General features: G+C 49.5%; 23 protein-coding genes. 7 read left to right on the plus strand and 16 right to left on the minus strand.

Annotated features, from left to right (window positions below):
• On the plus strand, positions 1-249 hold a 249-nt coding region (locus IQ256_RS10505), incomplete at its 5' end, for an NUDIX domain-containing protein (RefSeq protein WP_193855503.1).
• 6 nt (positions 250-255) lie between these two features.
• On the opposite strand, the gene IQ256_RS10510 is transcribed toward IQ256_RS10505, so the two are convergent.
• From IQ256_RS10510 to IQ256_RS10535, 6 genes are all read right to left on the minus strand, one after another.
• Positions 256-501 (minus strand): hypothetical protein, encoded by a 246-nt coding sequence (locus tag IQ256_RS10510; protein ID WP_193855504.1) that lies wholly within the window; start codon positions 499-501, stop codon positions 256-258.
• A 100-nt stretch (positions 502-601) separates the two neighbouring features.
• Positions 602-2,446 (minus strand): SGNH/GDSL hydrolase family protein, encoded by a 1,845-nt coding sequence (locus tag IQ256_RS10515; protein ID WP_193855505.1) that lies wholly within the window; start codon positions 2,444-2,446, stop codon positions 602-604.
• An 81-nt stretch (positions 2,447-2,527) separates the two neighbouring features.
• Complete coding sequence (locus IQ256_RS10520; RefSeq protein ID WP_193855506.1) at positions 2,528-2,917, minus strand: tautomerase family protein; 390 nt, start codon at positions 2,915-2,917, stop codon at positions 2,528-2,530.
• 133 nt (positions 2,918-3,050) lie between these two features.
• Entirely contained in the window at positions 3,051-4,025 is a 975-nt protein-coding gene (gene argC / locus IQ256_RS10525) for an N-acetyl-gamma-glutamyl-phosphate reductase (protein WP_193855507.1), read from the minus strand.
• Positions 4,026-4,291: 266 nt separating this feature from the next.
• Complete coding sequence (locus tag IQ256_RS10530; RefSeq protein WP_193855508.1) at positions 4,292-5,683, minus strand: adenylate/guanylate cyclase domain-containing protein; 1,392 nt, start codon at positions 5,681-5,683, stop codon at positions 4,292-4,294.
• A gap of 113 nt (positions 5,684-5,796) precedes the next feature.
• Positions 5,797-6,168, minus strand: a complete 372-nt coding sequence (locus IQ256_RS10535; protein ID WP_193855509.1) for a hypothetical protein — start codon at positions 6,166-6,168, stop codon at positions 5,797-5,799.
• A 348-nt stretch (positions 6,169-6,516) separates the two neighbouring features.
• Between IQ256_RS10535 and IQ256_RS10540 the strand changes: the two genes are divergently transcribed.
• Together IQ256_RS10540 and IQ256_RS29565 are read left to right on the plus strand one after the other, a co-directional pair.
• The gene (locus IQ256_RS10540; protein ID WP_193855510.1) at positions 6,517-7,536 is read left to right on the plus strand and encodes a low specificity L-threonine aldolase; all 1,020 of its coding nucleotides are present in this window, start codon (positions 6,517-6,519) and stop codon (positions 7,534-7,536) included.
• Between the two features lie 739 nt (positions 7,537-8,275).
• Complete coding sequence (locus tag IQ256_RS29565; protein WP_228024762.1) at positions 8,276-8,671, plus strand: CHRD domain-containing protein; 396 nt, start codon at positions 8,276-8,278, stop codon at positions 8,669-8,671.
• A 63-nt stretch (positions 8,672-8,734) separates the two neighbouring features.
• Here IQ256_RS29565 and IQ256_RS10550 read toward each other — a convergent pair whose 3' ends face one another.
• The gene (locus IQ256_RS10550; protein WP_193855512.1) at positions 8,735-10,075 is read right to left on the minus strand and encodes an ATP-dependent RecD-like DNA helicase; all 1,341 of its coding nucleotides are present in this window, start codon (positions 10,073-10,075) and stop codon (positions 8,735-8,737) included.
• A 173-nt stretch (positions 10,076-10,248) separates the two neighbouring features.
• Between IQ256_RS10550 and IQ256_RS10555 the strand changes: the two genes are divergently transcribed.
• Positions 10,249-10,812 (plus strand): YchJ family protein, encoded by a 564-nt coding sequence (locus IQ256_RS10555; RefSeq protein WP_193855513.1) that lies wholly within the window; start codon positions 10,249-10,251, stop codon positions 10,810-10,812.
• 60 nt (positions 10,813-10,872) lie between these two features.
• On the opposite strand, the gene hepA is transcribed toward IQ256_RS10555, so the two are convergent.
• The 3 genes from hepA to IQ256_RS10570 are packed head-to-tail and all read right to left on the minus strand — an operon-like array spanning position 10,873 to position 14,721.
• A complete protein-coding gene (hepA, locus tag IQ256_RS10560; RefSeq protein ID WP_193855514.1) occupies positions 10,873-12,729 on the minus strand; it encodes a heterocyst formation ABC transporter subunit HepA in 1,857 nt (618 codons plus the stop codon).
• Positions 12,730-12,780: 51 nt separating this feature from the next.
• Entirely contained in the window at positions 12,781-13,677 is an 897-nt protein-coding gene (locus tag IQ256_RS10565; RefSeq protein ID WP_193855515.1) for a glycosyltransferase family 2 protein, read from the minus strand.
• An 18-nt stretch (positions 13,678-13,695) separates the two neighbouring features.
• Positions 13,696-14,721, minus strand: a complete 1,026-nt coding sequence (locus IQ256_RS10570) for a glycosyltransferase family 2 protein (RefSeq protein WP_370623413.1) — start codon at positions 14,719-14,721, stop codon at positions 13,696-13,698.
• On the opposite strand from IQ256_RS10570, the gene IQ256_RS30365 reads away from it, so the two are divergent.
• Positions 14,710-14,763, plus strand: coding sequence for a hypothetical protein (locus IQ256_RS30365; RefSeq protein WP_370623414.1), 54 nt, complete (start codon positions 14,710-14,712; stop codon positions 14,761-14,763). The two genes, IQ256_RS10570 and IQ256_RS30365, sit on opposite strands and share 12 nt — an antisense overlap.
• A 160-nt stretch (positions 14,764-14,923) precedes the next feature.
• Here the strand turns inward: IQ256_RS30365 and IQ256_RS10575 are convergent, their stop codons facing one another.
• The 5 genes from IQ256_RS10575 to IQ256_RS10595 form a co-directional block, all read right to left on the minus strand.
• Positions 14,924-16,285 (minus strand): glycosyltransferase, encoded by a 1,362-nt coding sequence (locus IQ256_RS10575; RefSeq protein WP_193855517.1) that lies wholly within the window; start codon positions 16,283-16,285, stop codon positions 14,924-14,926.
• 4 nt (positions 16,286-16,289) lie between these two features.
• Positions 16,290-17,669 (minus strand): glycosyltransferase, encoded by a 1,380-nt coding sequence (locus IQ256_RS10580; protein WP_193855518.1) that lies wholly within the window; start codon positions 17,667-17,669, stop codon positions 16,290-16,292.
• A gap of 14 nt (positions 17,670-17,683) precedes the next feature.
• A complete protein-coding gene (locus tag IQ256_RS10585; RefSeq protein WP_228024758.1) occupies positions 17,684-18,655 on the minus strand; it encodes a glycosyltransferase family A protein in 972 nt (323 codons plus the stop codon).
• 382 nt (positions 18,656-19,037) lie between these two features.
• Positions 19,038-19,544, minus strand: a complete 507-nt coding sequence (locus IQ256_RS10590; protein WP_193855519.1) for a DUF302 domain-containing protein — start codon at positions 19,542-19,544, stop codon at positions 19,038-19,040.
• Between the two features lie 69 nt (positions 19,545-19,613).
• The gene (locus IQ256_RS10595; RefSeq protein ID WP_193855520.1) at positions 19,614-20,471 is read right to left on the minus strand and encodes an NAD(P)-dependent oxidoreductase; all 858 of its coding nucleotides are present in this window, start codon (positions 20,469-20,471) and stop codon (positions 19,614-19,616) included.
• A 184-nt stretch (positions 20,472-20,655) separates the two neighbouring features.
• Between IQ256_RS10595 and ppk2 the strand changes: the two genes are divergently transcribed.
• Entirely contained in the window at positions 20,656-21,630 is a 975-nt protein-coding gene (gene ppk2, locus IQ256_RS10600; protein ID WP_193855521.1) for a polyphosphate kinase 2, read from the plus strand.
• Between the two features lie 160 nt (positions 21,631-21,790).
• Complete coding sequence (locus IQ256_RS10605) at positions 21,791-21,931, plus strand: hypothetical protein (protein ID WP_193855522.1); 141 nt, start codon at positions 21,791-21,793, stop codon at positions 21,929-21,931.
• A gap of 140 nt (positions 21,932-22,071) precedes the next feature.
• On the opposite strand, the gene IQ256_RS10610 is transcribed toward IQ256_RS10605, so the two are convergent.
• Positions 22,072-22,275, minus strand: a complete 204-nt coding sequence (locus IQ256_RS10610) for a hypothetical protein (protein WP_193855523.1) — start codon at positions 22,273-22,275, stop codon at positions 22,072-22,074.
• Between the last annotated feature and the right edge of the window lies 1 nt (position 22,276).

The following is a 22,276-nucleotide window of genomic DNA, read 5'->3' on the forward strand; positions in this document are numbered from 1 at the left end:
GAGCTAGATATCGAGATTGAAGTTGGCACCAAGCTGATCACAATTGAGCATGCCTACACCCACTTCAAAGTCACGCTCAATGTCTTTAACTGTGCTTTTCTAAGCGGTGAACCTAAACCGCTCGAATGCGATGAAATCAAATGGGTCACCCTCGACGAAATCGATCAATATCCCTTTCCTAAAGCGAATAGTCAAATTATTGAGGCATTGCGGCAGCAGGCAAACCACCCACAAGCAGGCAATCGTTAAAATTCTCTACGGGGCATCGACTGACTGCTTAGGATCGATAGGCACTCGCCACTCGCTCGCAGTCGCTAGCTCACGAATTGACTCTTGATGAGCCGCGTACAAACTAGAAACAATTTCATTGAGCTGCTGTTCTGAGCAGACTTCCATGAACGCGCCGAGCACTTCAGATGCATTGGCTGCGCCCTGGCCTAGAAATGGACTTAAGCCCCAGACATCTTCTACCCATTCCTTCGCACCCTCGCTCTCGAACATAAAATCATAGAGGAGTCTTTTGGCGGTCTTACTACTTACAGTCATCTAGCTTCTGGTTTATCGATGGATCTGGAGCCTATTTTGACCTTAATTTGAGTGTCTATACAACTGGGTCTATCTGGTTCCAGCGTACGGCTGCGTCTACTAGTGCGATCGCCTCGGCATCTAGTTCGCCAAATGCTTGCGAATACGCCTGAGCAGACTGGGTGCGATTGTCGCTGTTACCAAGTATGACTTGCTCAATGCTGCGAAGCTTAATTTCGCTATTCCCTATAGAAAACTGAAACGGTCGGCCCGCTTGAAAGTCAGCAATGCCAGACTGAGCAGCTTCAAAGTCAGTGCCATCGACTTCAAGAAATAGGACGTCGTAACCAAGGCCGCCGCGAATGTCATCGCTGGTATTCGCCTCTCCATCAATCGCCTGAATAAAAAGATCGTTGCCAGAGCCGCCCCTAACATCGTCGCTACCGTCGCCGCCAATCAAGATATCGCTGCCCCTGCGTCCCCGTAGCCGATCATCACCATCTGAACCCGCGACAACATCGGCCCCTAGGTTGCCGATGACTAAATCATCGCCAGCACCGCCAACCACGATATCGTGGCCCTTACTACCCCAGAGGGTGTCGTCTCCCAAACCTCCGAAAATGACGTCGTTGGCATGTTTGCCTTCTACTGAGTCATCTCCAGCTTTAGCAAAAATGAGATCCTCGTGCTGGCTGCCAGAAAAATCGTCGCCTGTTGATGTTAAAAAGTTGACATCTTGAGTTAGAGCGGCCACGTAGAAACTAGCAATCAAATCTTGGGTGGCCGCAGAGGGATGAACCGTATCAAAAAAGGTGATTTCATCAAGATCGAATTCTAGTGACTCAGCGTTGGTCACTACATAGATGTCGTCTTTTGCATCTCCATCGATATCCGTAGAAATGAAGGGCAACGGTAAGTCAAGGATCTCATTCGTGTCAGGATCTATGCCAACATCTGGGATGCCATTGTTATTGACATCTTGAAAGCTTAGGGTATCCGCACCGACAGAAAGAATGCGACTGCCCCCAAACTCAAACCCAAACCCAGACAAGTCAGCCTGTATCTCTTCAGAAAGTTGAGCCAGATCGACGGTCCTGGTCTCAGCGCCAAACTGCTGGCCCAAAGCTTGAAAACCTGCTGCTACCTGTTGATTTTGAACGCTGACAAGCTGGTCAAGCTGCTCCAATGTAGCTGCGGCTGCGGCTTCTGATAAGCCTTGTTGAATTAGAGTCGATACAATCTGTTCACTAACAGGCGCTGTTGAAAGCAGCGGTTGCGTGACGTAGATCAAGGTATCCGCACCCGCCGCCGCGACCTGAGCAGCGCTGTTGAGGATGGTTGTAATTAGATCCGCGACGAATGCTTGAGGGTCTAGATCGGGGGTCAAGTTTGTGTAGTCGTTGCCGCCTATGAGGAAAGAAGCTGCCGTACCGCTGCTGAACTGACCTTGTGCTGATGCTAAAGCGTTAGTCACTTGCCCAGTGAGATTGAGGCTATTGACAGCAGATAATTTATCAAGCACGCCAGCTTCAGCTAGCAGCGCTTTTGCCTCTTCTGTCAAGGTTTCACTATCGAAGACGTCTAGATCGACTTCAGGGCTGATCAGCTGATCGGCTACTTCACCTAGGCGAAAGATACTGCCAATAGTGGCACTGCCGATGGCGCGGGCCGCACCAAAAGCAAAGTTATGCACATCCTCTGACGCTAGCCCTAACAGAGAAGGGGCTTCTTCAGTCCACATAGCACCATTGCCATCAGCCTCGACGTTAGTAAATTTTTGGTTATAGCCAAAGTCATCTGGAGGTGTTCCTATCCGCAGTAGCCTAGAGGACAGATCGTAGAGATTGCCATCGTCAGATAGAGAATCGCCGAAGAAGAAGATCTGATCGAATGGGATCTTGGGCTGTGTGCTTGGGGGCATGACAAAAGTCCTTGGGGTTTCTGTTATGGGACTCGAAAGTTCGGCTGTGTATTTATGCAATATGTATTTAGCGGTGTGTATTTATATGTTTATCGGATAGTTGAGGACCAGCTCGTCACCTGGAAGACCGCGAATGCCCCAGTTGTGTTTGGGTAGATCGAGGATCGCAATCTCAATATCTTCTACTGCTATTCCTAACTGCTGGTTAATTCGCTCAAACAACAAACTAGTTAGTCGTTTTTTTGCGCCAACCGAGCGCCCCTCAAACATAATAATTTCGATAATGGTATACCGAGATGAACAACTTTTGGGATAGTAAAAGTTTTCTGCATCGAGCGGATAGAATCTCTGAAATCGTTTCTCTTCTGGCGTGCCGATAGCTTCTCTCAAACAAGTGTGAATAATGTCTGAGAGCTGAGCTTTGATTGGGTTAAGAGACTCAGTGCTGCCTGTAATTTTGACCTGAACCATAAAAAAATATCACCTACATTCAAATATGAGTTAAGACTACTTTGTTGTCTTCTCTTTTTGTTGTTTCCTTCCAAAAAGATTGGACGATCCTTTCAGAGCAACTGCCTGGCAGTGAAAATAAAATAATCGCCAACTAAATAGTGAGACCTGAGTTTTCGGGTAAGTCCAACATAATGTTGAGATTTTGAACCGCTGCACCTGAGGCTCCTTTGCCTAAATTGTCTAGGCGGGCGACTAGCAGAGCTTCTTGGGTATCGTCGTTAGCAAAGACGAAGACCTGCACTTCGTTTGTCTGGTTAGCACTTTTGGCTTCAAAAAAGTTGCTGTCTCGAAGTGATGCTTTACTATTGAGCGGTGCCACAGGCACAAATGGCTCATCTGCATAGTGAGCGCTGAGTTTTTCATGTAGCTGCTCTCCGGTGGGGGGATCTTCTAGGCTCCACAGCGGCAGCGGCACCTGTACAACCATACCTTGAGCAAAGTCACCAACTGCAGGGACAAAGAGCGGGGCGTGATGCAGCCCGGCGTACTTTTGCATTTCTTTGACGTGCTTATGTCCAAAGCCTAGGCCGTAAGGACTATAGGGCGATTTTGATTCTGCAGATGGGGCTTCTGCTCGAAAGCCTTCGTACTGAGCTATTAGCTTTTTGCCACCGCCTGAGTAGCCTGAAATCGCATTGACTGTAGCTGAGAACGTGGCTGGTAGCAGTCCGCTTCTGACCAGCGGAGACATCAGCGTTAGAAATCCAGTTGGATAGCAGCCCGGATTGCTGACTCTGCTGGCAGCGGCGATGCGCGATCGCTGATCCACGCTTATTTCTGGAAAGCCATAGACCCATTCCTCAGCGGTTCTATGGGCCGTGCTGGCGTCTAGCACTTTGGTCTGAGGGTTAGTCACCCAGCTAACGGCTTCGCGAGCAGCGTCATCGGGTAGGCACAGAATAGCGACATCGGCGGCGTTGATCAGCTTGGCACGTTCACTGGCCTCTTTTCGCTTGGCCGGTTCAATACTGATCACTTCCAGGTCGCGGCGATCGGCTAGGCGCTGATAAATTTGCAGCCCAGTTGTGCCTGCCTCGCCGTCGATAAAAACTTTTGGAATTGCCATGCGATCGCCTCTGCTGCTCAGCAGCTAATCTTTCTAAAGTCTACTTACCTACCTTTCTAGGCAGCCGTAACTCTAGGAATCTTATTCTACAAGCGGTGGTAAAGGCTAATTGTCATAGGGCTAGAAATGAAGCTCGCAGACGGCTAGCGACTTGTGGTAGCGCCGTATAGCTTTGGAGATTGCCAGAGAGATTGCTAGAGACAAATTGCTAGAGACAACAGTGGGCTAGCACAAGCTGAACTGAGGAGTCACTAGCTGCTTTTTCATCAGCCCAGAATTTGCTGCGCTTTTTTTTTTGAACTGATCTGAGTGTTTTCCGAGGTCGAATCGTCTGCATCAAAGGCGCTTGCAGGCAAAGAAATTTGACTGTCAATCTCTGGATACAGTGCCTGAAATTCTTTAAAGATACGGTTAGCTATCGGCCCATAAATCGAGCGCCGATTTAGACGCATGAGCACGGTTCTAATTCGGTTTCGCAGTCCTCTAACGGTTGAGATCTGCTGATGAAGCGTTTGTATCAATACGGCTATATCTACCTGCGCCAGTACTGAAACATCACCTTCCCACTTGTTGTAGCACAGACAGTACAGCAGCTTTTTGGTTCTGATCGGCTCTAGCCCTTGAGAGAGCCTGACAGCGGTATCGCTGTAGAGTGCCACCGTGGGATCGTCTAGGATATCAGCTTCAAAAGCGTCTGTGCGATCGCCTGCTTGATCTGTTGAACACTCTTCTGCTGAACATTCTATGGGAACCCTGGCTGTTTCTATCGTTCCCCCGATGGGCTCTACATAGAAATCACTCAAGCTATCCAAGATAATCTCAGCCACCTGAGCATACTCTACTTGACGGTTAAGCGTTCCTACAATGGCGTAGAGACTATCGCGACACTCTTCTAACGACGAATTGCGTTCGGTCAGCGATTCTAACAGTCGCTTGAGTGAAAAACTTTCTAGAACTGCCTTGTTATTTTCCCAGAAAGACTGGTGCGTTCCATACAACAGCTTTTTGATGCGGCGGCTGTTAGGATGCTCTGAAAGATTCTTTAAAGCTGCATTAATCGGTGACAACGAGAGGGAGGCTACCGCAGCGGTGCTCTCTATTCTCTTTTCTTCTGGGCGCATGCCTAGAGGCCAAACACAGTAAGCAGCAACTGCTTCTGAAATATTTTTGAGCGATAGCTCTCCAATATAGTCAGCATCTAGCTCTAGCTGAGACTTGACCACGTCATATACCACCTGAGACATGCACACAGAGCCTGGTGTGGCGGCAGCTTCTAACCTAGCAGCAATGTTGACGCCCGTGCCCATCATGTCTTTTTGGTTGAAGAAAATGTCTCCTAAGTGGACACCAACCCGGTGGGTAAAGTGATTATTCGCATCTTCGCTTTTGGCGTATCCTAGAAATGTTTTCTGTATTTCTACCGCGCAGCTGGCTGCTTGGACGGCGCTGACAAAGTACATCAGCACGCCATCACCCACAGTCTTCAGAATCTTGCCTTCAAAATTGTTGCAAAGACTGGTGATCAGTTTTAGATCTTGGTTGATGATGGCGAGCGCTCTTTCTTCATCCTGCGACATGCGTTGGCTAAAGCTAACCGCATCAGTGATGACGATCGCGGCCAAGGTTCTCTGAATTTGAGGATGCACAAGAGTGTTCATGGTGTCGGACGCCGTCTGATGTGATCTAATTTGCCCGGATTGCCAATAAGAGTGTGCATGGCCAGTGAGGGCATCAGCTAATCTATCAGGCGTCTTACTCAACGCTTTTTTGATCAAAAAGTAGAATCGTGAATGGCATCTACGCACTGATTGCGTTTCCACTGACGCCCGCTTCTTTCGCATTCTCCCCTTGTCTCTTTGAAGGGAACAATGGTGGGATAGGGCCCTGCCTCGTCTGTAAATTTACTTGGGCCAGCAAGTAATCTACTGCTTCTTAGATGAACAAGGCCAAAGATAGAGATAGATCCGACGAAAATGCTGGCAAGTACAGTGGGAACGACAAGAGGATTGCCTTTTGTAGAGCGGCGATCGCGACTGCGACGACCGAATCCTGCTGAAATTTTTGGAGCTGGATCTTTTAGAGCCGGACTTTTTAGATAGAAGCCCTGGCCCAAGGCAAGTAAAAATAGCCGTAAATTAATCATCAAACTTGCCCGCTAGAAAGTAAGTAAGAAAAGGGTTTGTCTATTATGCATATGAGTAGAACTAAGCCTACTGCTGGTAGCGGCACACACATCCAACATACCCAAAGGTAGTTCTGCTAAGTACAGATAAAGTATCAAAAAAGACACGACTTTCATTTGCGAAGAGCTATGACTGTACAATCTTGGCTGCATCTGATGATTTTTTAACTAGGTTTGCGTCTCTGCCAAATTCACTACGATAGCTTTCATGGCAGTTGTGATGGGCATGGCAATTTCTTAGCAGTGCTATCTCTGTCGACGATATGCTTGATTTCTACAGCCTTTTAATTTCTACAGCCTGGCGAAATTATGATCGATTTGCGTAGCGATACAGTGACTCAGCCAACACCGGAGATGAGGCAGGCGATGCTGGCCGCGCCAGTCGGAGACGATGTGTTAGGCGACGATCCATCCGTCAATGAGTTAGAGACCTATGTCGCGGCGCTACTAGGCAAAGAAGCCGCGATCTATATGCCTTCGGGGACAATGACTAACCAGGTGGCGCTGCGATCGCATACTCAACCTGGCGATGAGATCGTTCTAGAAGCTGAAGCTCATATCTATTATTACGAAGGCGGCGGCCCGGCGGCCCTTTCCGGCGTTAGCTGTCGGCTATTACCTGGCGAAGGCGGCGTTTTCTCGGCAGCAGCAGTTGAAAGCTCATTGCGTCCAGTCGATCCCCACTTTCCTCTTACTCGGCTGGTCTGCATCGAAAATACGCACAACCGTAGCGGTGGCCGAATTTTTCCTTTGGAAACCATTCGAGAAATCGCGGCTGTTTGTCGGCAAAACGATCTACAGCTACATATGGACGGTGCTAGGTTCTGGAACGCCTGTGTGGCGACGGGGCTCTCGCCCAAAGAGTATGCGGCTCCGTTCGATACCGTGAGCGTATGCTTCTCAAAAGGATTAGGTGCGCCCGTCGGCTCAGCGCTAGTCGGTTCTGCTGAAAAAATTGCGATCGCCCGGCGATTTCGTAAGATGTTCGGCGGTGGCATGCGACAGGCTGGAATCGTTGCAGCAGGCGCACTTTATGCCGTGCAGCACCAGTTCGAGCGGCTGGCAGAAGATCACAGCAACGCCCAGCGACTGGCTAAAAAATTGCAGGGAATGAAGGGCGTATTGATTGATCCTGACCTGGTTGAAACCAATATTGTTAACTTCGAGGTGACCGAGTTCAGCGCGAGTGAAGTGGTGAAGACGCTAGCAAAAGAGGGTGTCGCCGTCTTAGCAACTGGGCCTCATAAGATTCGAGCCGTGACCAATTTGATGGTGAGTAATGAGCAAATTGATCGGGCGGCGGATGCGATCGCCCGTTCGGTTCGGTAGTAAGTTACTAGAAGTCTATCGCGAATAAATAGGCCGTTCGACTGTCGATTGTTGCTTATCAGTCGACGTCGAGCAAAGTGATTGTTTAAGTATGAACACATAGGGCACGGATGTTATTACTACAGCAGTCAATGGTATAACTGCGAGACTTTACAAGACACAAGACTTTGTACGACACGAAACTTTATCGACACAGCGTAACCTGTTGATTCGTAGGTGTGTTCGATGCAAACTACTTTCTTGCATCCGCTAGCAGATTTGCTACGTACTCTTAGCAAGACGTCCAATAAGGGCAGTGAGTAAAGATAGATCGAACAAAGCTGAGGACAGATCAAAGTCGAGAAGCATTCAGCTAAGGCCGACTACTTTCTTCGCTCCAAACGTCAAATCTTTCACATGAGCTGTTAGTAGCGTAGTCCTTTTGGGTATGCTCGGGCTGTCTTTCATATCCTTCATGAACTCTTTAAAGTTAAAAACGAAAAGTAAGAACAAACATATGCGCTTCTATTTCAAAAAATTTCGTCATCTGCTGCTTGGTTTGACTACCTTTCTAGCTGTAGTTGTATTCTGTGCGCCTAGCTTTAGCTATTCTCTACCAACCAGCTCGACTAACGCTAGCCAGCTTCAACACCTAGATTCGGAGTTCTCTGTTGCCGCCGAGAATCGAGCTAACATACGAAGGGCTAAGGCAACTTTGGTTGCTCAGGGGATGAGTTCTTTCACCTCTTACGTAGCGCCAATGCGGGAGAGCAACGTAGTGGGAAGTTCTCCGATGAATACACCAGCTCGCGGGGCTGTCGGTGCTGTACTTTCTGGCAATCGACTGATTGTACGGGGCAGCTTTAAGATGCTCTCTAGTGATATGCGAGACTACGCAAGCGATCCGGTCAACCCACCTAACTCAAACATCACCTCTGCTTTCCATATCCACCAAGGCAGCTCAATGGAGAATGGCCCATTCCAGTACGCCTTAAACGTCATGCTAGACGATACTGGCCATGGCGGTTCAGCAATGGGAGAATTTACCCTAACACCAGAGCAGATGCAGGCACTGGCTGACAATCGTCTCTATGTAGACATCCATACCACCAAGAATCGTGGTGGCGAATTACGTGGAACTTTAATGCCTTATTAGGTGGTTTTTGGGTTCCAAGATCTTCCCTAGTTCTTCAATCCTAGATTCTTCGAAAGGCTGTTTCTATGTTGATAGGAACAGCCTTTTAGCTGCGCGGGTAAAGGCGACATAGTAAAGCTGGTTGCGCTCTATCACTTTACGATTGAGCATAAGATTGGGCACATCGACAAAGACATCTTGAAAGGTGGAGCCTTGACTTTTGTGGACTGTGAGGCTGTAGGCATAGCTAAGATCGTGAAAAAGCTCTTTGTAGTCCCAAAAAGCCATCCACTGTTTTTTTTCTGAGTAGTCAGAAAGAAGCTCCTTAAACCGCTGCTGTTCATCTTCGTGTAAGACTCGCAGTTTGCGCTCTTGATAGTCGTCGGTTTCAACTTCTAGCTCCCAGACTAGCCAGCCCTCAAAGCGGGTAAGGTAGGCTGCTAAGACTTGGCACTCTTCTGAGGTCTGTAGCAAAATGCCGTCTCGTCCCATGCAGGCATTTCTAGCAACAAGGCGTTCTCCAGCCATAAAGCGCGCCGCTTTTTCACCGTAGATGGCAGCGCGAATTTTGTTGTTGAGGTAGTTGACGCGATTGTTGGTGTAGGCGAGTACGCGGACCTGGTCAGGATTTTGCTCGTAGGCTTCGCTTTTGAAGGCTCTGAGCATGAGTTTTTCCCACTGCGCCCGAGGGATGGTAAAGATCCCTTCGGTATTGGTGGCATTGCGATCGCTCACCGCCTGAGGCATCGTTGTTCTCTCTAGGTTAGTTCGCACGTCTTCTGCGAGCAGTCCAATTGCGCCGCCGTAGCGGATGACTTCTGTCAAGTCGCTGCGGTGCAGGACGTTGGCAAAACAGGGGGATTCGATTTCACCCACGGGCGGTAGCTGGGCGGAGTCGCCAACGAATAGAAGCTGAGTACGATCGGTGAATCTAGACACAGAGCTAATAAGCAGATCCCACATGTCTACGTTGATCATCGAACACTCGTCTACGACGACCAGATCGTATTCAGTCGTGAGGTTTTTGCGATCGCGATCGGGCTCGAACTTCTGACCGCCCGTCTCCTTATCAATCACTGGCTTTAGCCCTAGCAACTTACAGCAGGTCATGCAGTCTACTTCGCATCCCCAGCGGTAGGCCATCGACTGCAATACTTTGGTAGCCTTGTTGCTAAGCGCGGTTAGTGCAATCGGTCTGCTGTCACGCTGCTGCTGCAATCGGGTAATCAGAGCCTGCAGTAAAGTCGTTTTGCCCGTGCCGGCATAGCCAGTGAGTAGATAGATCTTTTCGCTGCTGTGAACAAACGCTTCTAACGCCAGCAGCGCCTGCCACTGCTGCTGACTAAGCTCTATACCAGGAAGCACTTCTGGAATCGCTTCTGGAGTCTCAGCTTGATTTAGTTGGGTAGCGGCGGACTGCGACATAGAGAAAACAAATGTTCTACAGCAAGCTTAGCATCGATGATTTTAGGATTAGGCCAAGGTGCATAAGTTTTCTCAGAACAGCAAATCAAGAGCAGCGAATCAGGAGCAGTGAGTTAAAAACAGCAAGTCAAGACAACAGGTTAAAACAACGAGTCAAGAAATGAGCTAGAGCCATGAGCAAACAGTGCCCGTGCGGCAGCAGGCGACCTTTTGCCAACTGCTGTGAGCCGTACCTGAAAGGGATAAGTAAAGGAACAAATGCAGGCATCAAATATGCGCCGACGGCTGAGGCTTTGATGCGATCACGCTACACGGCCTTCGCCCTAGGTGACATCGACTACCTGCTGGCCACCCACCACATTGACTATCGCTCAGACGCTCACACCAGCCTACAGCAAACGATTCAAACGACTCAGTGGCTCAATCTGCTCGTAATTGACACCCAGAAAGGTCAGCGAAAAGACAAGACCGGTACTGTAGAATTCGTCGCGGCCTATCGCTCCAAAGCACCTGCCAAGCTGTCTATCACGTTAGGCAATCAGAAAGCTTCAGCAACAGACTCAGAAAACAGCCCTTTGAACGATATTGGTCAGCTTCACGAGAAATCTCAGTTTGTGCGTGAAGGCCCTCAATGGTTCTATACCCAGGGCGACCTGTTGCCGCCCTATCAGCCGAAACGAACACAACCTTGCTGGTGCGGCAGCCGTCTAAAGTTTAAGCAGTGCCACGGGAAGTAAGCTAGAGTTCTATCTGTTCAAGCAGCCGGATTCAGGCAGTCAAAACGTCAACAACTCGTATTATGTGCGGCTCATTTCAAACTGCATTTTGTGATATTCCCAGAGCTTGCCACGAGTTTCTAGCAGATCTTGATAGCGCCCCTGCTCAGCGATGCGGCCCTTTTCTAAGACAACAACTTTATCGGCATCGGCGATGGTAGAAAGACGATGGGCGATCGCAATAACTGTACGCCCCTTAGACAAACGCTCTAGCGAATCTTGAATCAGCTTCTCGGTTAAAGAATCTAGGGCGCTAGTCGCCTCGTCTAGAATCAGAATTTCAGGATTTTGTAGCAGTGCGCGGGCGATCGCAATTCGCTGTCGCTGTCCCCCCGAAAGCCGAACACCGCGATCGCCCAATACCGTATCAAAGCCCTGGGGCAGATTGAGAATAAAATCTAATGCATTAGCCATTCTAGCGACTTCGTACAGATCTTGTTCATCAGCCTCGCCGCTGTCAGATACGCCATAGGCAATATTTTCTCGCACAGTGGTATTGAAGATAAAGGTATCTTGGCTAACGATGGCCATGCACTGTCTAAAAGACGCAATCTTAAGCGATCGAATATCAATCCCATCTACTAGGATTCGCCCTTGGGTAGGGTCGTAGAACCGAGGAATCAAATCTGCTAGCGTTGTTTTACCCGCGCCTGACGTACCGACCAAAGCGGTTGTTTCACCCCGTTTGATTGATAGCGTGATGTCGTGGAGCACAGGTTCTTCTAGCTGATAGGAGAAATCTACCGATTCGAAGTCAATTGAGCGTTGTAACCCTGTGAAGATCCTATGGCCATCTTGAAAATATGGCTTATCGTCACGTCGTAGCAAGTCGTTGACCGCACTTAGAGATCCTTGAACAGACACAAATTTAACCAAAGTGCCGTTCAACGCAGAGAAAATCGGCGTTGTTCGAACGAGTACAAACAAAAAGGTTAACAGCTCAGCTGCGGTCAATCGACCAGTCGAGATCAGCAGTCCGTAAGAAACAACCACCATGCCCACTAGCAACGTTGCGCCTGCGCCCTCAATAAGAGGCTGCACGAGCTCCGCAAGCTTAATCACACCCATCTGAGCGTTATAGATTTCGCGAGTTGATTTGGTGTAACGCCGAGTTTCAAAATCTTGGGTGCCGCAGGCATGAACCGTACGAATACCACTGACAAAAGACAAAGTATTGGAGGTGAATGTTTTATTCGCTTTAGGCACTTCAAAACTTGCTTCTCTGACCCTAGAGGTCAACGAAGTCAACCCAACGCCCAATAGCCCAAATACGAGCACAGAAGTAGTGAAAAGCTGCCATGACAACAGCAGCATCGCTACCAGATAGGCTAAGAGCTTGGAGGTGAATAGGAAAGATCTCGCCAGCAGATCAAATGCCTGCTGTACCTGTTTGACCTCTCCTCTAAGGGTACTAATCAAAGCGCCTGGGTTGGCGGTTGTATAGAAGCTCAGCTCAAAGCTTTTGAGCTGCTCAAATATTCTGCGTCGTAGCTGATCCACTAAGCTGAGGGAGGCCTTTTTAGAGTACACCTGACCTAGGTAATCGCAGCATGATCTTAACCACACACCCACCATCAGCAGCCCTGAAAGTCGGTAGATTCGCTCTTCGGGCGAGGATTCTGTTGCTAGAAACAGCGTATCAAACCAAGCTAGCCCCGTTTGAATAGGCGGTTCGTCAGGGTTGGTCAATCCTTGCAAGAACGAGGCGATCAAGCCCACTGTGATCCCTTCTAAAAAAGCAGCGGCAAAGGCGAATGCGATCGCGGCATAAGCAACGGAGCGAAAGTGCTTAAACTCTCGTAGAATCAGTCGATTCTCTCTCCAAAAGCTATTAGCTTCAAGCACTCTTCTGACAATCGTGGGTAGCTTTATTCTCATAGATTTCACACAAAGATTTCACACAAAGAGGGCATTTGCAAGCTGTTCTATCTACCAAACTGTCATATTTTTTGTCAGCTGAGCTTTGATCTGTCTACCGATCAGCAAAGAGCTATGAAAAGGATGTACTTTGAAGGCCCAGGCCAATGCCTTTAGAGCGGCCTGTTTTTGCCCTGACTTAGAAGACTTTCGGGCATGCTCGTATAGAAATTTAGCAAACTGTGCTGGATGGGCTTCAAATAGAGAACGGTGCTTAGCAATTAGCTGCTTAAAGCTGGTCTGGCGTAAGTCCGGGTTGCTAGAGACTCTATAGCCTTCATGAGCCATCAGCCGATAGGTGATGATCGGCAGCCCCATCAGCGAGCAAACCTGATTGAGTCGCAAGAATAGCTCTGAATGTACCCGCGACTGAAATGTCTCATCGAATCCACCAATACCTAATAGAACTTCTCTTTCAACCACCAGAGTCTGCTTGGTCAAGAACGATTTGTCTGGACTGATCTTCTCTAGCGAGAAATGCGATCCCTTCGGTAGAACGGGGGGCCATCGAGTCTTTAGCACCTCACCCGACTGGTTGACTACTTCTATGCCAGTGAGTACTGCTACTGGCGGAGGCAGGGGAGAGTCTCGCAGCGCCCTAATAGCAGCTTCTGCCATCCCTGGCAAAAGCTGGTCATCATCATCTAGATAGGTAATGTATTTCCCCAAAGCAGCTCTAGCTCCTTCGTTGCGAGCCGCCGCACCGCCGCAATTTTTGGGTAGCCGAATAGCGCGTAAGCGAGGATGTTTTGGCAGAGATAGAGGATCAGGTGAGTGATCGTCTACAACCAAGACCTCTATCCCCTTTCCCGAAGTCTCTATAGTCTGGGCCAGGGCGCTTTCCACCGCTAGTTCCACCATCTGAGGACGATTGTAGGTAGGGATGATAATAGTCAGCAGCGTTTGCATTTTTATTAGCCCCCTTAGCTACATCTGCTTTTGCAGCCGCGCATGACGCCGAGTAAGATAGCGATTGAACAGACGATCTACGCCAGCAAGTCCTCTCATCATTAGGCGGCTCCCCCTACCCAGGGTGATAGCGCGAACGAAAGGTCCCATAATGGTATGATGGCGTCGCCAGCCTAGTTTCTTGTACTTTGAAGTAAAGTAGCCATCTTCCACGACATTCCACTTATCACGGAAGTGGTGCAGACTTTTTAGGGTCCATTCATCGCTCCAGCGCAGCATATAGTAGGTCAGGTCGCTGCGCTCTAGGGGAGGCCCTGCCACGTAGGTAACGATAGCAGCTGGCTCAAAGTACACCTTTTCTCCTAGTTGAGCAACGCTCATGCAAAAGTCTAGATGTTCTTTGGTATTTAGCATGCCTTCGTCTAGTGAGCCAAGCTGATCAAAAACCGACTGCCGAATCAGCACGCAGTGAAACTCAGCTAGCTCGGTCTCACTGCGTTTTAGCGTGGGTAAAACAGCATTGACGCGCTGGCCCTGGCTGAGCATTTTCTCTCTGATGCGACGGCGACCTAGCTGATCGACCCAGATATGAGACTCTCCCCCAGCAAAGTGAATCTCTTCGTGAATCGGCTCTTTTTGACACATCAGCGGACCAACAACCGCTGCACCAGTCTCTTCAGCGCAATTTAGAAGCGCTTCAAGCCAACCAGAAGAAACAACAACATCATTGTCTAAAAAGACGAGATAGGGCGTTTTAACGCTGGCTAAACCGATGTTTCTAGACTGGTTAGGAAAAAGATAGTACTCGGTGCGGATGAGATTAAACTGGCGCTCTTTGGCTTGTTCTTCAAGATATTTCTGGATGTGCGGTGGGGAGTTGCCGTCTACGTAGACTAGCTCAAAGGGAATTTTAGTGTGCTCGTAGATACTTTGTAGAGAGGTTTCAGTACAGCTAAATCGCTCGCGCGGAACGACGACTATAGTGACTTGGGCGGAAATGACTTGAGTGGAAGTGACTTGGGCGGCAGTGACTTGGGCGGAAATGACTTGAGTGGAAGTGACTTGGGCGGATGCTGTGGGGATTGAAGCGGGTGCTGCGTTTGACGATAATAAAGGAGGTTGAGACATGTTTGTGAAAATAAAAGTGAAAGTTTGTGAGAATTGAAAATACGGGTTAGAAGATGCCGCTAAAGCATTCAAAACCGCCCGCTTGTGCGCCCCTGAATCAATGCCTATGAGAAAACACCTATGAGACCAGGCTGACATCAGTACCAACGCCGGTATCAGTGCTGGCATCAGCGCCAGTGCCAACCTCGGTAGAACTGGGTTCGATCGGTGGGGTACCAAGCAGATGATGGCCCTTTATCGGCTCAGCCCTTAGCCGCTGATAGAGGGTGACTAGCCGATCGTTCAACGCATCTAGGCTGTAGTGAGCTTCTACATAGGCTCGGCCCGCTTGGCCCATCTCTGGCCAGCGTTCTGGATGTTCTATTAGCGTTGTGAGTGCCTGGGCGATCGCATCGGCATCCCGTTCAGGTACCAGCAGACCAGAAACGCCATCTTCGACTAGCTCAGGAATGCCGCCATGATACGTGCTGACTACCGGCAATCCTAGTGCCATGGCCTCTTTGAGAACATTGATCGGGGCATCTTGGTTACCGTTAGAGGCAGTCACGCTAGGGGCTACAAATAGATGAGCCCGCCCGAGCGTATCAATAATTTCATCTTCATTCTGCCAGCCGCGAAGATGAATTACCTCTGTCATTTGGAGAGAGTCGATCAGTTCGGCTAGCGCCGGACGTAACGGGCCATCGCCCATAATATCGAAGATAATCCCAGGATATTGCTGTGCGACTTGAGCTACAGCGCGAATACAGTACTCAAATCCTTTTTTCTCAACCAGTCGACCCGTCGCCGCGATCCGAATCTTATCAGCGCCTTCTAGTCGGCGAAGCACAAGCTGAAATTTGCTACAGTCTAGGCCAGAATAGTGAACTTTTAGTCTGTCAGGCGGACATCCTAGCGCTAGTAGCTTCTGCCGAAAGAAATCGCAGTTGGTTAAAAAGTAGTCTGCCTGGCGAAAGAGCGAATCGTACACATGCTCGCCTTGAGACTTGACCCACTGGCTGATATCAGAGCCTCGAAACATCACAATCAATCGCGATCCGGCGTTTAGATCTCGCAGCAGCCTCCCCCGAAAGCCCAAAGTCCCGAACTGAGCGTGAATAATGTCATAAGGCACCGGGTTGGTACGAGGCAGGTTGGCAAAGAGCATTCGCAAAGAGGCAACTCGCATGCCGTAGCGAACAAGATTGAGCGATCGCAAAGTTTGCCTGGGATACCGATACATATCCTTGGCCACCAGCCCTATCCCTTTGATCAATCGCGCTAGGTAATTTTCTGGGACAGAAGGGAGAACGTACGTACGCTCTAAAAGGTTGTACCGAGTGACATCAGGATGCACGCTACTGGTATCGCACAGCTGCTCAGTGTAGATATCAACCTCGTGGCCGCGCGCCAATAGCCCTGTTGCCTGATTCATGACAAAGGTTTCCGACAGCATTGGAAACTGACCAACCACGAAAGCAATTCTCAACTTTTCAGACATCTGCTTACCTTATGACTACTGGTTTGTGACTACTAGAAAGTAACGACTGGGTAGCGGGAACTACATCAGGAGGACTTTGATAAGGGCCTTCTTTTGGATCAGCTGTTAGCTGCTGATAAAGCGCTAGTAGCTTGTCATTCAACGAATCTAGGTTGTAGTGAGCTTCTACATAGGCGCGGCCCGCTGCTCCCATCGCTGACCAGCGTTCTGGATGCGCTATTAAAGTAGTCAGCGCCTGGGCGATCGCATCGGCATCTCGCTCTGGCACCAAAAAGCCAGATACCCCATCTTCGACCAGCTCAGGAATGCCACCGTGGGTTGTACTGACCACAGGTAATCCTAGCGCCATCGCTTCTTTGAGCACGTTAATCGGCGCGTCTTGATTGCCCTTGGCTGCCGTGACGCTAGGGGCTACGAACAGATGCGATCGCGTCAATGTATCAATGATTTCCTGCTCGTCTCGCCAGCCCAAGAGATGGATAGTCTCTTGCATATTTAGCGTTTCGATCAGTGCCGACAGCTCGGGCCGTAGCGGGCCGTCGCCGATGATATCAAACGTGACATGAGGACTGTGCTCGGCTACTTTTGCGATCGCTTTGATGGCGTATTCGAATCCTTTTTTTTCAACCAATCGTCCAGTGGCCGCAATCCGCACTTTCTCTGAAGATGGCCCAGAGAAATGCCCAGAGTGCAGCTTCGGCGTAAACTTACTACAGTCTAGGCCAGAATAATGCACCCTCACCCGATCGGGCGGACAGCCTAGGGCTAGCAGCCTTTGCCGAAAGAAATCGCAGTTAGTTAAGAAAAAGTCCGCCTGTTTGAAAAGCGAGCTGTAAACGCCAGGGCCTTTTGCCTGCACCTGCTGACTAATATCAAAACCACGAAACATTACGACTAGCCGGGCGTTCGGGCTGAGATCTCTTAGCAGCAGTGAGTGAAAGCCGAGATTGCCAAACTGAGCGTGAATAATGTCATAGCTAGGTAAATCCAGCGGCGGCAGCTCGGTAAACAGTGACCATAGGGAGGCAGCGCGAATGCCTCGGCGAAAGATGTTGAGCGATCGCGCTACTCTGTTCGGATATTGATAGCTATATCTGGCAATGAGTGCGATCGCCTTCAGCGCCCGTACCGCGTAGTTCTGAGGCACGGCTGGCAGCAGCCGAGTTCGGCTGAGCAAGTCATATGCCTGCACATCTGGATGCACCTTGCTGGGATCGCCCAGCCGATCCGTGTAGATATCGACTTCGCAGCCCCGGTCAATCAAACCTGTCGCCTGATTCACAATGAATGTCTCCGACAGCACCGGAAACTCGTGAACGACAAAGGCAACTTTCAGCTTCTTTTCGGGCTTTTTTTCGGGCTTCTTTGTCGGCTTCTTTTTCATGCAGCTTACTTCCTCTAACCGCGATGCGGCACTCCACCAAATCTCAGACGTGCTTTCTCAACTGCGCTGACGTAGCGCACCCATACCAGCACCAGGGGCACGACCGTTTTTTGCCTAAAGCCGCTCAGGCGACTATCTTTAAAAGCGCTAATTGCAAAGTTGACAGGCGGTATTAAATCTGCCAAAAGCAGCTTAGTGAACACCCAATTGCGCTGCAAAACGCTTTGTTCAGACTGAATCACCCGGCTGAAGGTACCGCCTGCTAAGCGCAGGGTTCGGCGACGCAACTGCCGGAGCGTATACCTAGCAGGATGAGCTACACAGACATCCGCTGCATAAACCTGCCGGTAGCCTGCCGCAAACACCCGATGCCCCCACTCCAAATCGCCCTGAGAGCGAAGCTTGGCATTAAACGGGCCAACGGCATCCATCACCGATCTAAAGGTGAAAACATTAGCTGTCGCTGCCCCTTTCTGCTGATCTAGCAGTCGCTGCTGTGGAAAAGCAGTCACGCTTTCGTATAGCTCAATCGGATTTGCCTGATCCCCCCTGAAAAATAGATTAATCCGACCAGCGACTAATCCACAGTGAGAAATCTCAGTCAAACGGGCGACGCCCTTTTCTATCCAATCTTCTGCCGGAACGCAGTCAGCATCAGTAAAGGCTAGAATCTCGCCCTTAGCTAGAGTCAGTCCACAATTACGCGCTGCATAAGAACCAGGCAACGGCTCATGGGCGTACACAGCGACTGGAAACTCGGCAACCAGCGCTGGAATGTTTTCACTTTCCGCTGAGGCATTATCTACCACGATCACTTCGTAGTTAGCCTTTTGATCTTCTCGATCGCCCTTTTGCTCATAGGTTTGGTCTGCTAGCGCCTGCAAGCATAGCCGTAGCCCTGCCGCATCGTTAAATACGGGCACGATCACGGATACAAATCGATCTTTTGAACGTTCTAGTGCTGCCTGCGGCATCCCTTCTAGCATCCCTATGAGCACCCCATCACATCTAGATTAGCGAGCATGATGTCGATCTCGATGGTATAGGGGAAATCTCGTAGGCTGCAGACCGAGATGCCAAGCTTCATCATTTCTTTGTAGATTTGTACGCAATCCGATTGAAACGTCTTAATGGATGGGAAAAGGTATGCGTCCAGAGCGAGAACCAGAGCAAGAAGTGGATAAAGAGGAAGGTAAAATATAAAAGTAGCGTAAAGTCAAACCGAGCAATAGCTAGGATAGAGACAGACACCAGGCAGCACTGGAAATGAACACGATATTTCGCTCAGTACCGAACGCGATCCGCTAGGCAAAGGAACCCCATTTTGAGGTTTGACGTGGTACTGGGTTGTCTAGTTGGATTGTCTAGTTATGGAGCGATCGCACTAGCGGACAGCTTGTCTAAAGCGCCAGCCATCTGTCTGATAGTGCCACTACTACAGCCCTCTAGTCCGTGACGGCCACCTAGATAGCGAGGATCGTTATAAGCAATCTTGACCCGGTCAGTTTCGTCTTGCCAAATCAACAGCTTCTGCGGTAGGTCAATTGCCAAACTCTGATTACACTGCATCAGAGCCGTACCTAGATTCGGATTGCCAAAGAGAACAACCCGCGTCGGACGCATGGTTAGCCCTGCGCCTTCGGCATTGCGCGCGTGATCGATTGTGGCAAATGTGTTTAATTCTTTTGAATTAAGCGCGTTGATAAATCTTCTTTCTGTTTCTTCTACGCTATAACGACTTTGTTTAATTACTAGGCCGTTGTCGGCAGGAATAGGTAGCGCTTCGCTGGGGCTATGAACAAATGCAAGCCCAAACAATAGGAATGCGATACTTAGCCCTAGCAGTTGTTTTACAAACGATCTTGATAGTTTCATAGTTCTACTTCTATGTAGCTTCTACTCTATGCAGCTTCTTTGTGCATCAATATTGGCTAATCGTACTAGTTAGCTACGCTGGCTAATTGCACTGTAGATTGCGGAATAATCTCCATCCGCTAAGCCCTGAGTGATCGCGTTTCTGGCTACCTGGCTGACCCCGGCTGCCACTGTTGCATCAATTCCCTGCGCTTGCGCTGCCTGTACAAACAAGTTCATGTCCTTAAGTAGGTGTTTGGTAGGAAAATTGGGATTGGAAAAATTGCGATCGCACATTCGCGCTAGCTTCTTATCAAAAGTTGGGGCGTACAGCGCGCTTTCTCGCACAATAGACATGAATTTCTCAACGTCTAGCCCTTCTTTCTGAACAAATCCTAGACTCATTGAAAAAGCTGCTGTCAAGCTACCGATCAGCTGATTCATTGCCAGCTTCGCAGCGGCAGCGGTGCCTACTGGTCCCATCAGCTCGGGGCTAGGGCCAAAGCATCTAAGTACTGGTAGCTGGCGATCAAACTGTTCGGGCCTCGCACCGACCATAAGAATGAGTGAACCGGATTTGACTTGAGGGATACTGCCCAGCACCGGCGATTCTAGATAGTCACCGTCTGCGGCCTGAACTTTGGCACAGAGTTCGCGGCTTTCGCTCGGGGCGATGGTTCCCATCTGTAGGAGGGTACGACCCGAGAGCGCAGCGGGATCGCGAAAGAGCGCGGCTTCGAGGGCGGCAGCATCGCTAAGCATGGTAATGGTAAGTTCTGTAGAGGCGATCGCCTCAGCCGCGCTATCTACTGTCCGAATACCTGCTTTTGCTAGCGGCAGTAGTTTCTGCTGGGTGCGATTCCAGGCCGAAACTTCAAAGCCTGAATGCTGAAGCCGTAGGGCCATCGGCGCGCCCATCAGTCCTGTCCCTAATAGTCCTATCTTCATGCGTGGCTTAACCTAGCGATGCCCAACGGCAACATCATAAAGTCCATTGTGATCCAAATCATAATCATTAAGAGCAGTTAAAGAAGACATCTGTTTTCTAAACTATCTCTTAACCTGAAGGCATAGGCCGCGAAACCTTTTTTGTACCCTCTTATCCAAACTAAGCGCAAACCAAACGCAAACTATGGCAAAGAAGAAGTCTACTTCAGTTCCAGAAATTGCTGATACTAACAGCTCTAAAACGACGGCTGAAAAGAAAGCTATTGCAAAAACTGCCAAGACACAGCTAGTCGTAGCGGACGAAGAGGTGAGCAGAAAAGCAAAAGGCAAAAAGGACAAAGCGTCTAAGAAAAAGAAAGCGACAGATAGCAAAAAGCTTAAAAAGCTCAACAAGAAAGTCTACAAGAAAGAGCTAGAACGGCTACAAACAGAGCTAGTAAAACTCCAATACTGGGTAAAAGAAAAGGGTCTGAAAGTTGTTGTTTTATTTGAAGGGAGAGATGCTGCTGGCAAAGGCGGAGCGATTAAGCGCATCTCTGAATGTATGAATCCTCGCATATGCCGGGTCGTGGCGCTAGGAACGCCGACAGAAAAAGAGAAGACTCAGTGGTACTTCCAGCGGTATGTAGCTCAGCTCCCGTCTGCCGGAGAGATTGTGCTGTTTGATCGAAGCTGGTATAACCGAGCCGGGGTCGAACGAGTGATGGGTTTTTGTACCCATCAAGAATATGTGGAGTTTTTACGCTCTTGCCCAGAGTTTGAGCATATGCTGCAGCGAGCAGGCATCGTGCTAGTGAAATATTGGTTTTCAGTCAGCGATGCAGAGCAGGAAAAGCGCTTTCAAGCTCGGCTGAACAATCCGATCAAGCGGTGGAAGCTCTCGCCAATGGATTTAGAGGCGCGGGCGAGATGGGTGGAATACTCTAAGGCCAAAGACGATATGTTTGGGGCGACCGATACCACGCGATCGCCTTGGAATGTAGTAGAAGCAGATGACAAGAAACGCGCCCGGCTCAACTGCATCAGCCACTTGCTCAACCAGATCGCCTATGAAGATCTGACACCGCCACCGCTAGAGCTACCAAAACGACAGAAGAATATGGACTACGAGCGACCGCCGATGGATACCCAGAACTTTGTCCCTGACCAGTTTTCCTAAATGAGCTTTAGCGCCGAAAGGAATGGACTCTTTGCGGGTATTTGGGCCCAATCGGGTGGTCTAGCTGAGCCTTACCGGGAGCGAGAACAAAACCGCAGCCCATTTAGCCGACAACTTAGCCGAAAGCGGAGCAGAGAAAGGTTCCGAGGGTGGGCGAATGATGGTGGATTTGGTTCAGACCTCTTGCGGTATGGTGGTGCCGCTGTATGACTATCAGGGCGATCGCGATAGCTTGAACAACTGGGCGCAAAAAAAGGGCCAGCAGGCATTGAAGCCTACCAGCGCGGAAAAAATCAGGTGAGTATTGACGGCCTGCCTACAGCAATGCCGATAGGCGACAGCTGACAGTACCCGAATAGAGCGCAGATATCTTAAGCCAACCAAGAGAGCGCAGTCATACAATATCAGCCGGACAATTTAGTCGTTGTCCGGCTGATATCCTTATGCATCATCACCAATCTCGTTTGGTCGTCCGCTCCAACGTGCTGTTGTACCCGGCTTGCGCGATAAGCTTACAACCTCTCTACCGCTTTCTTCCTGCTTTCTGCGTAGATCCGCAAAGATAGCATCCAAATCATAGTTGAAAGACTTGGCATACTCTTCGCGAAGTCGATGGATTTCTTCAACGATTTCATCTACCCACATG

Source organism: cf. Phormidesmis sp. LEGE 11477, assembly GCF_015207105.1.
GTDB lineage: Bacteria > Cyanobacteriota > Cyanobacteriia > Phormidesmidales > Phormidesmidaceae > Phormidesmis.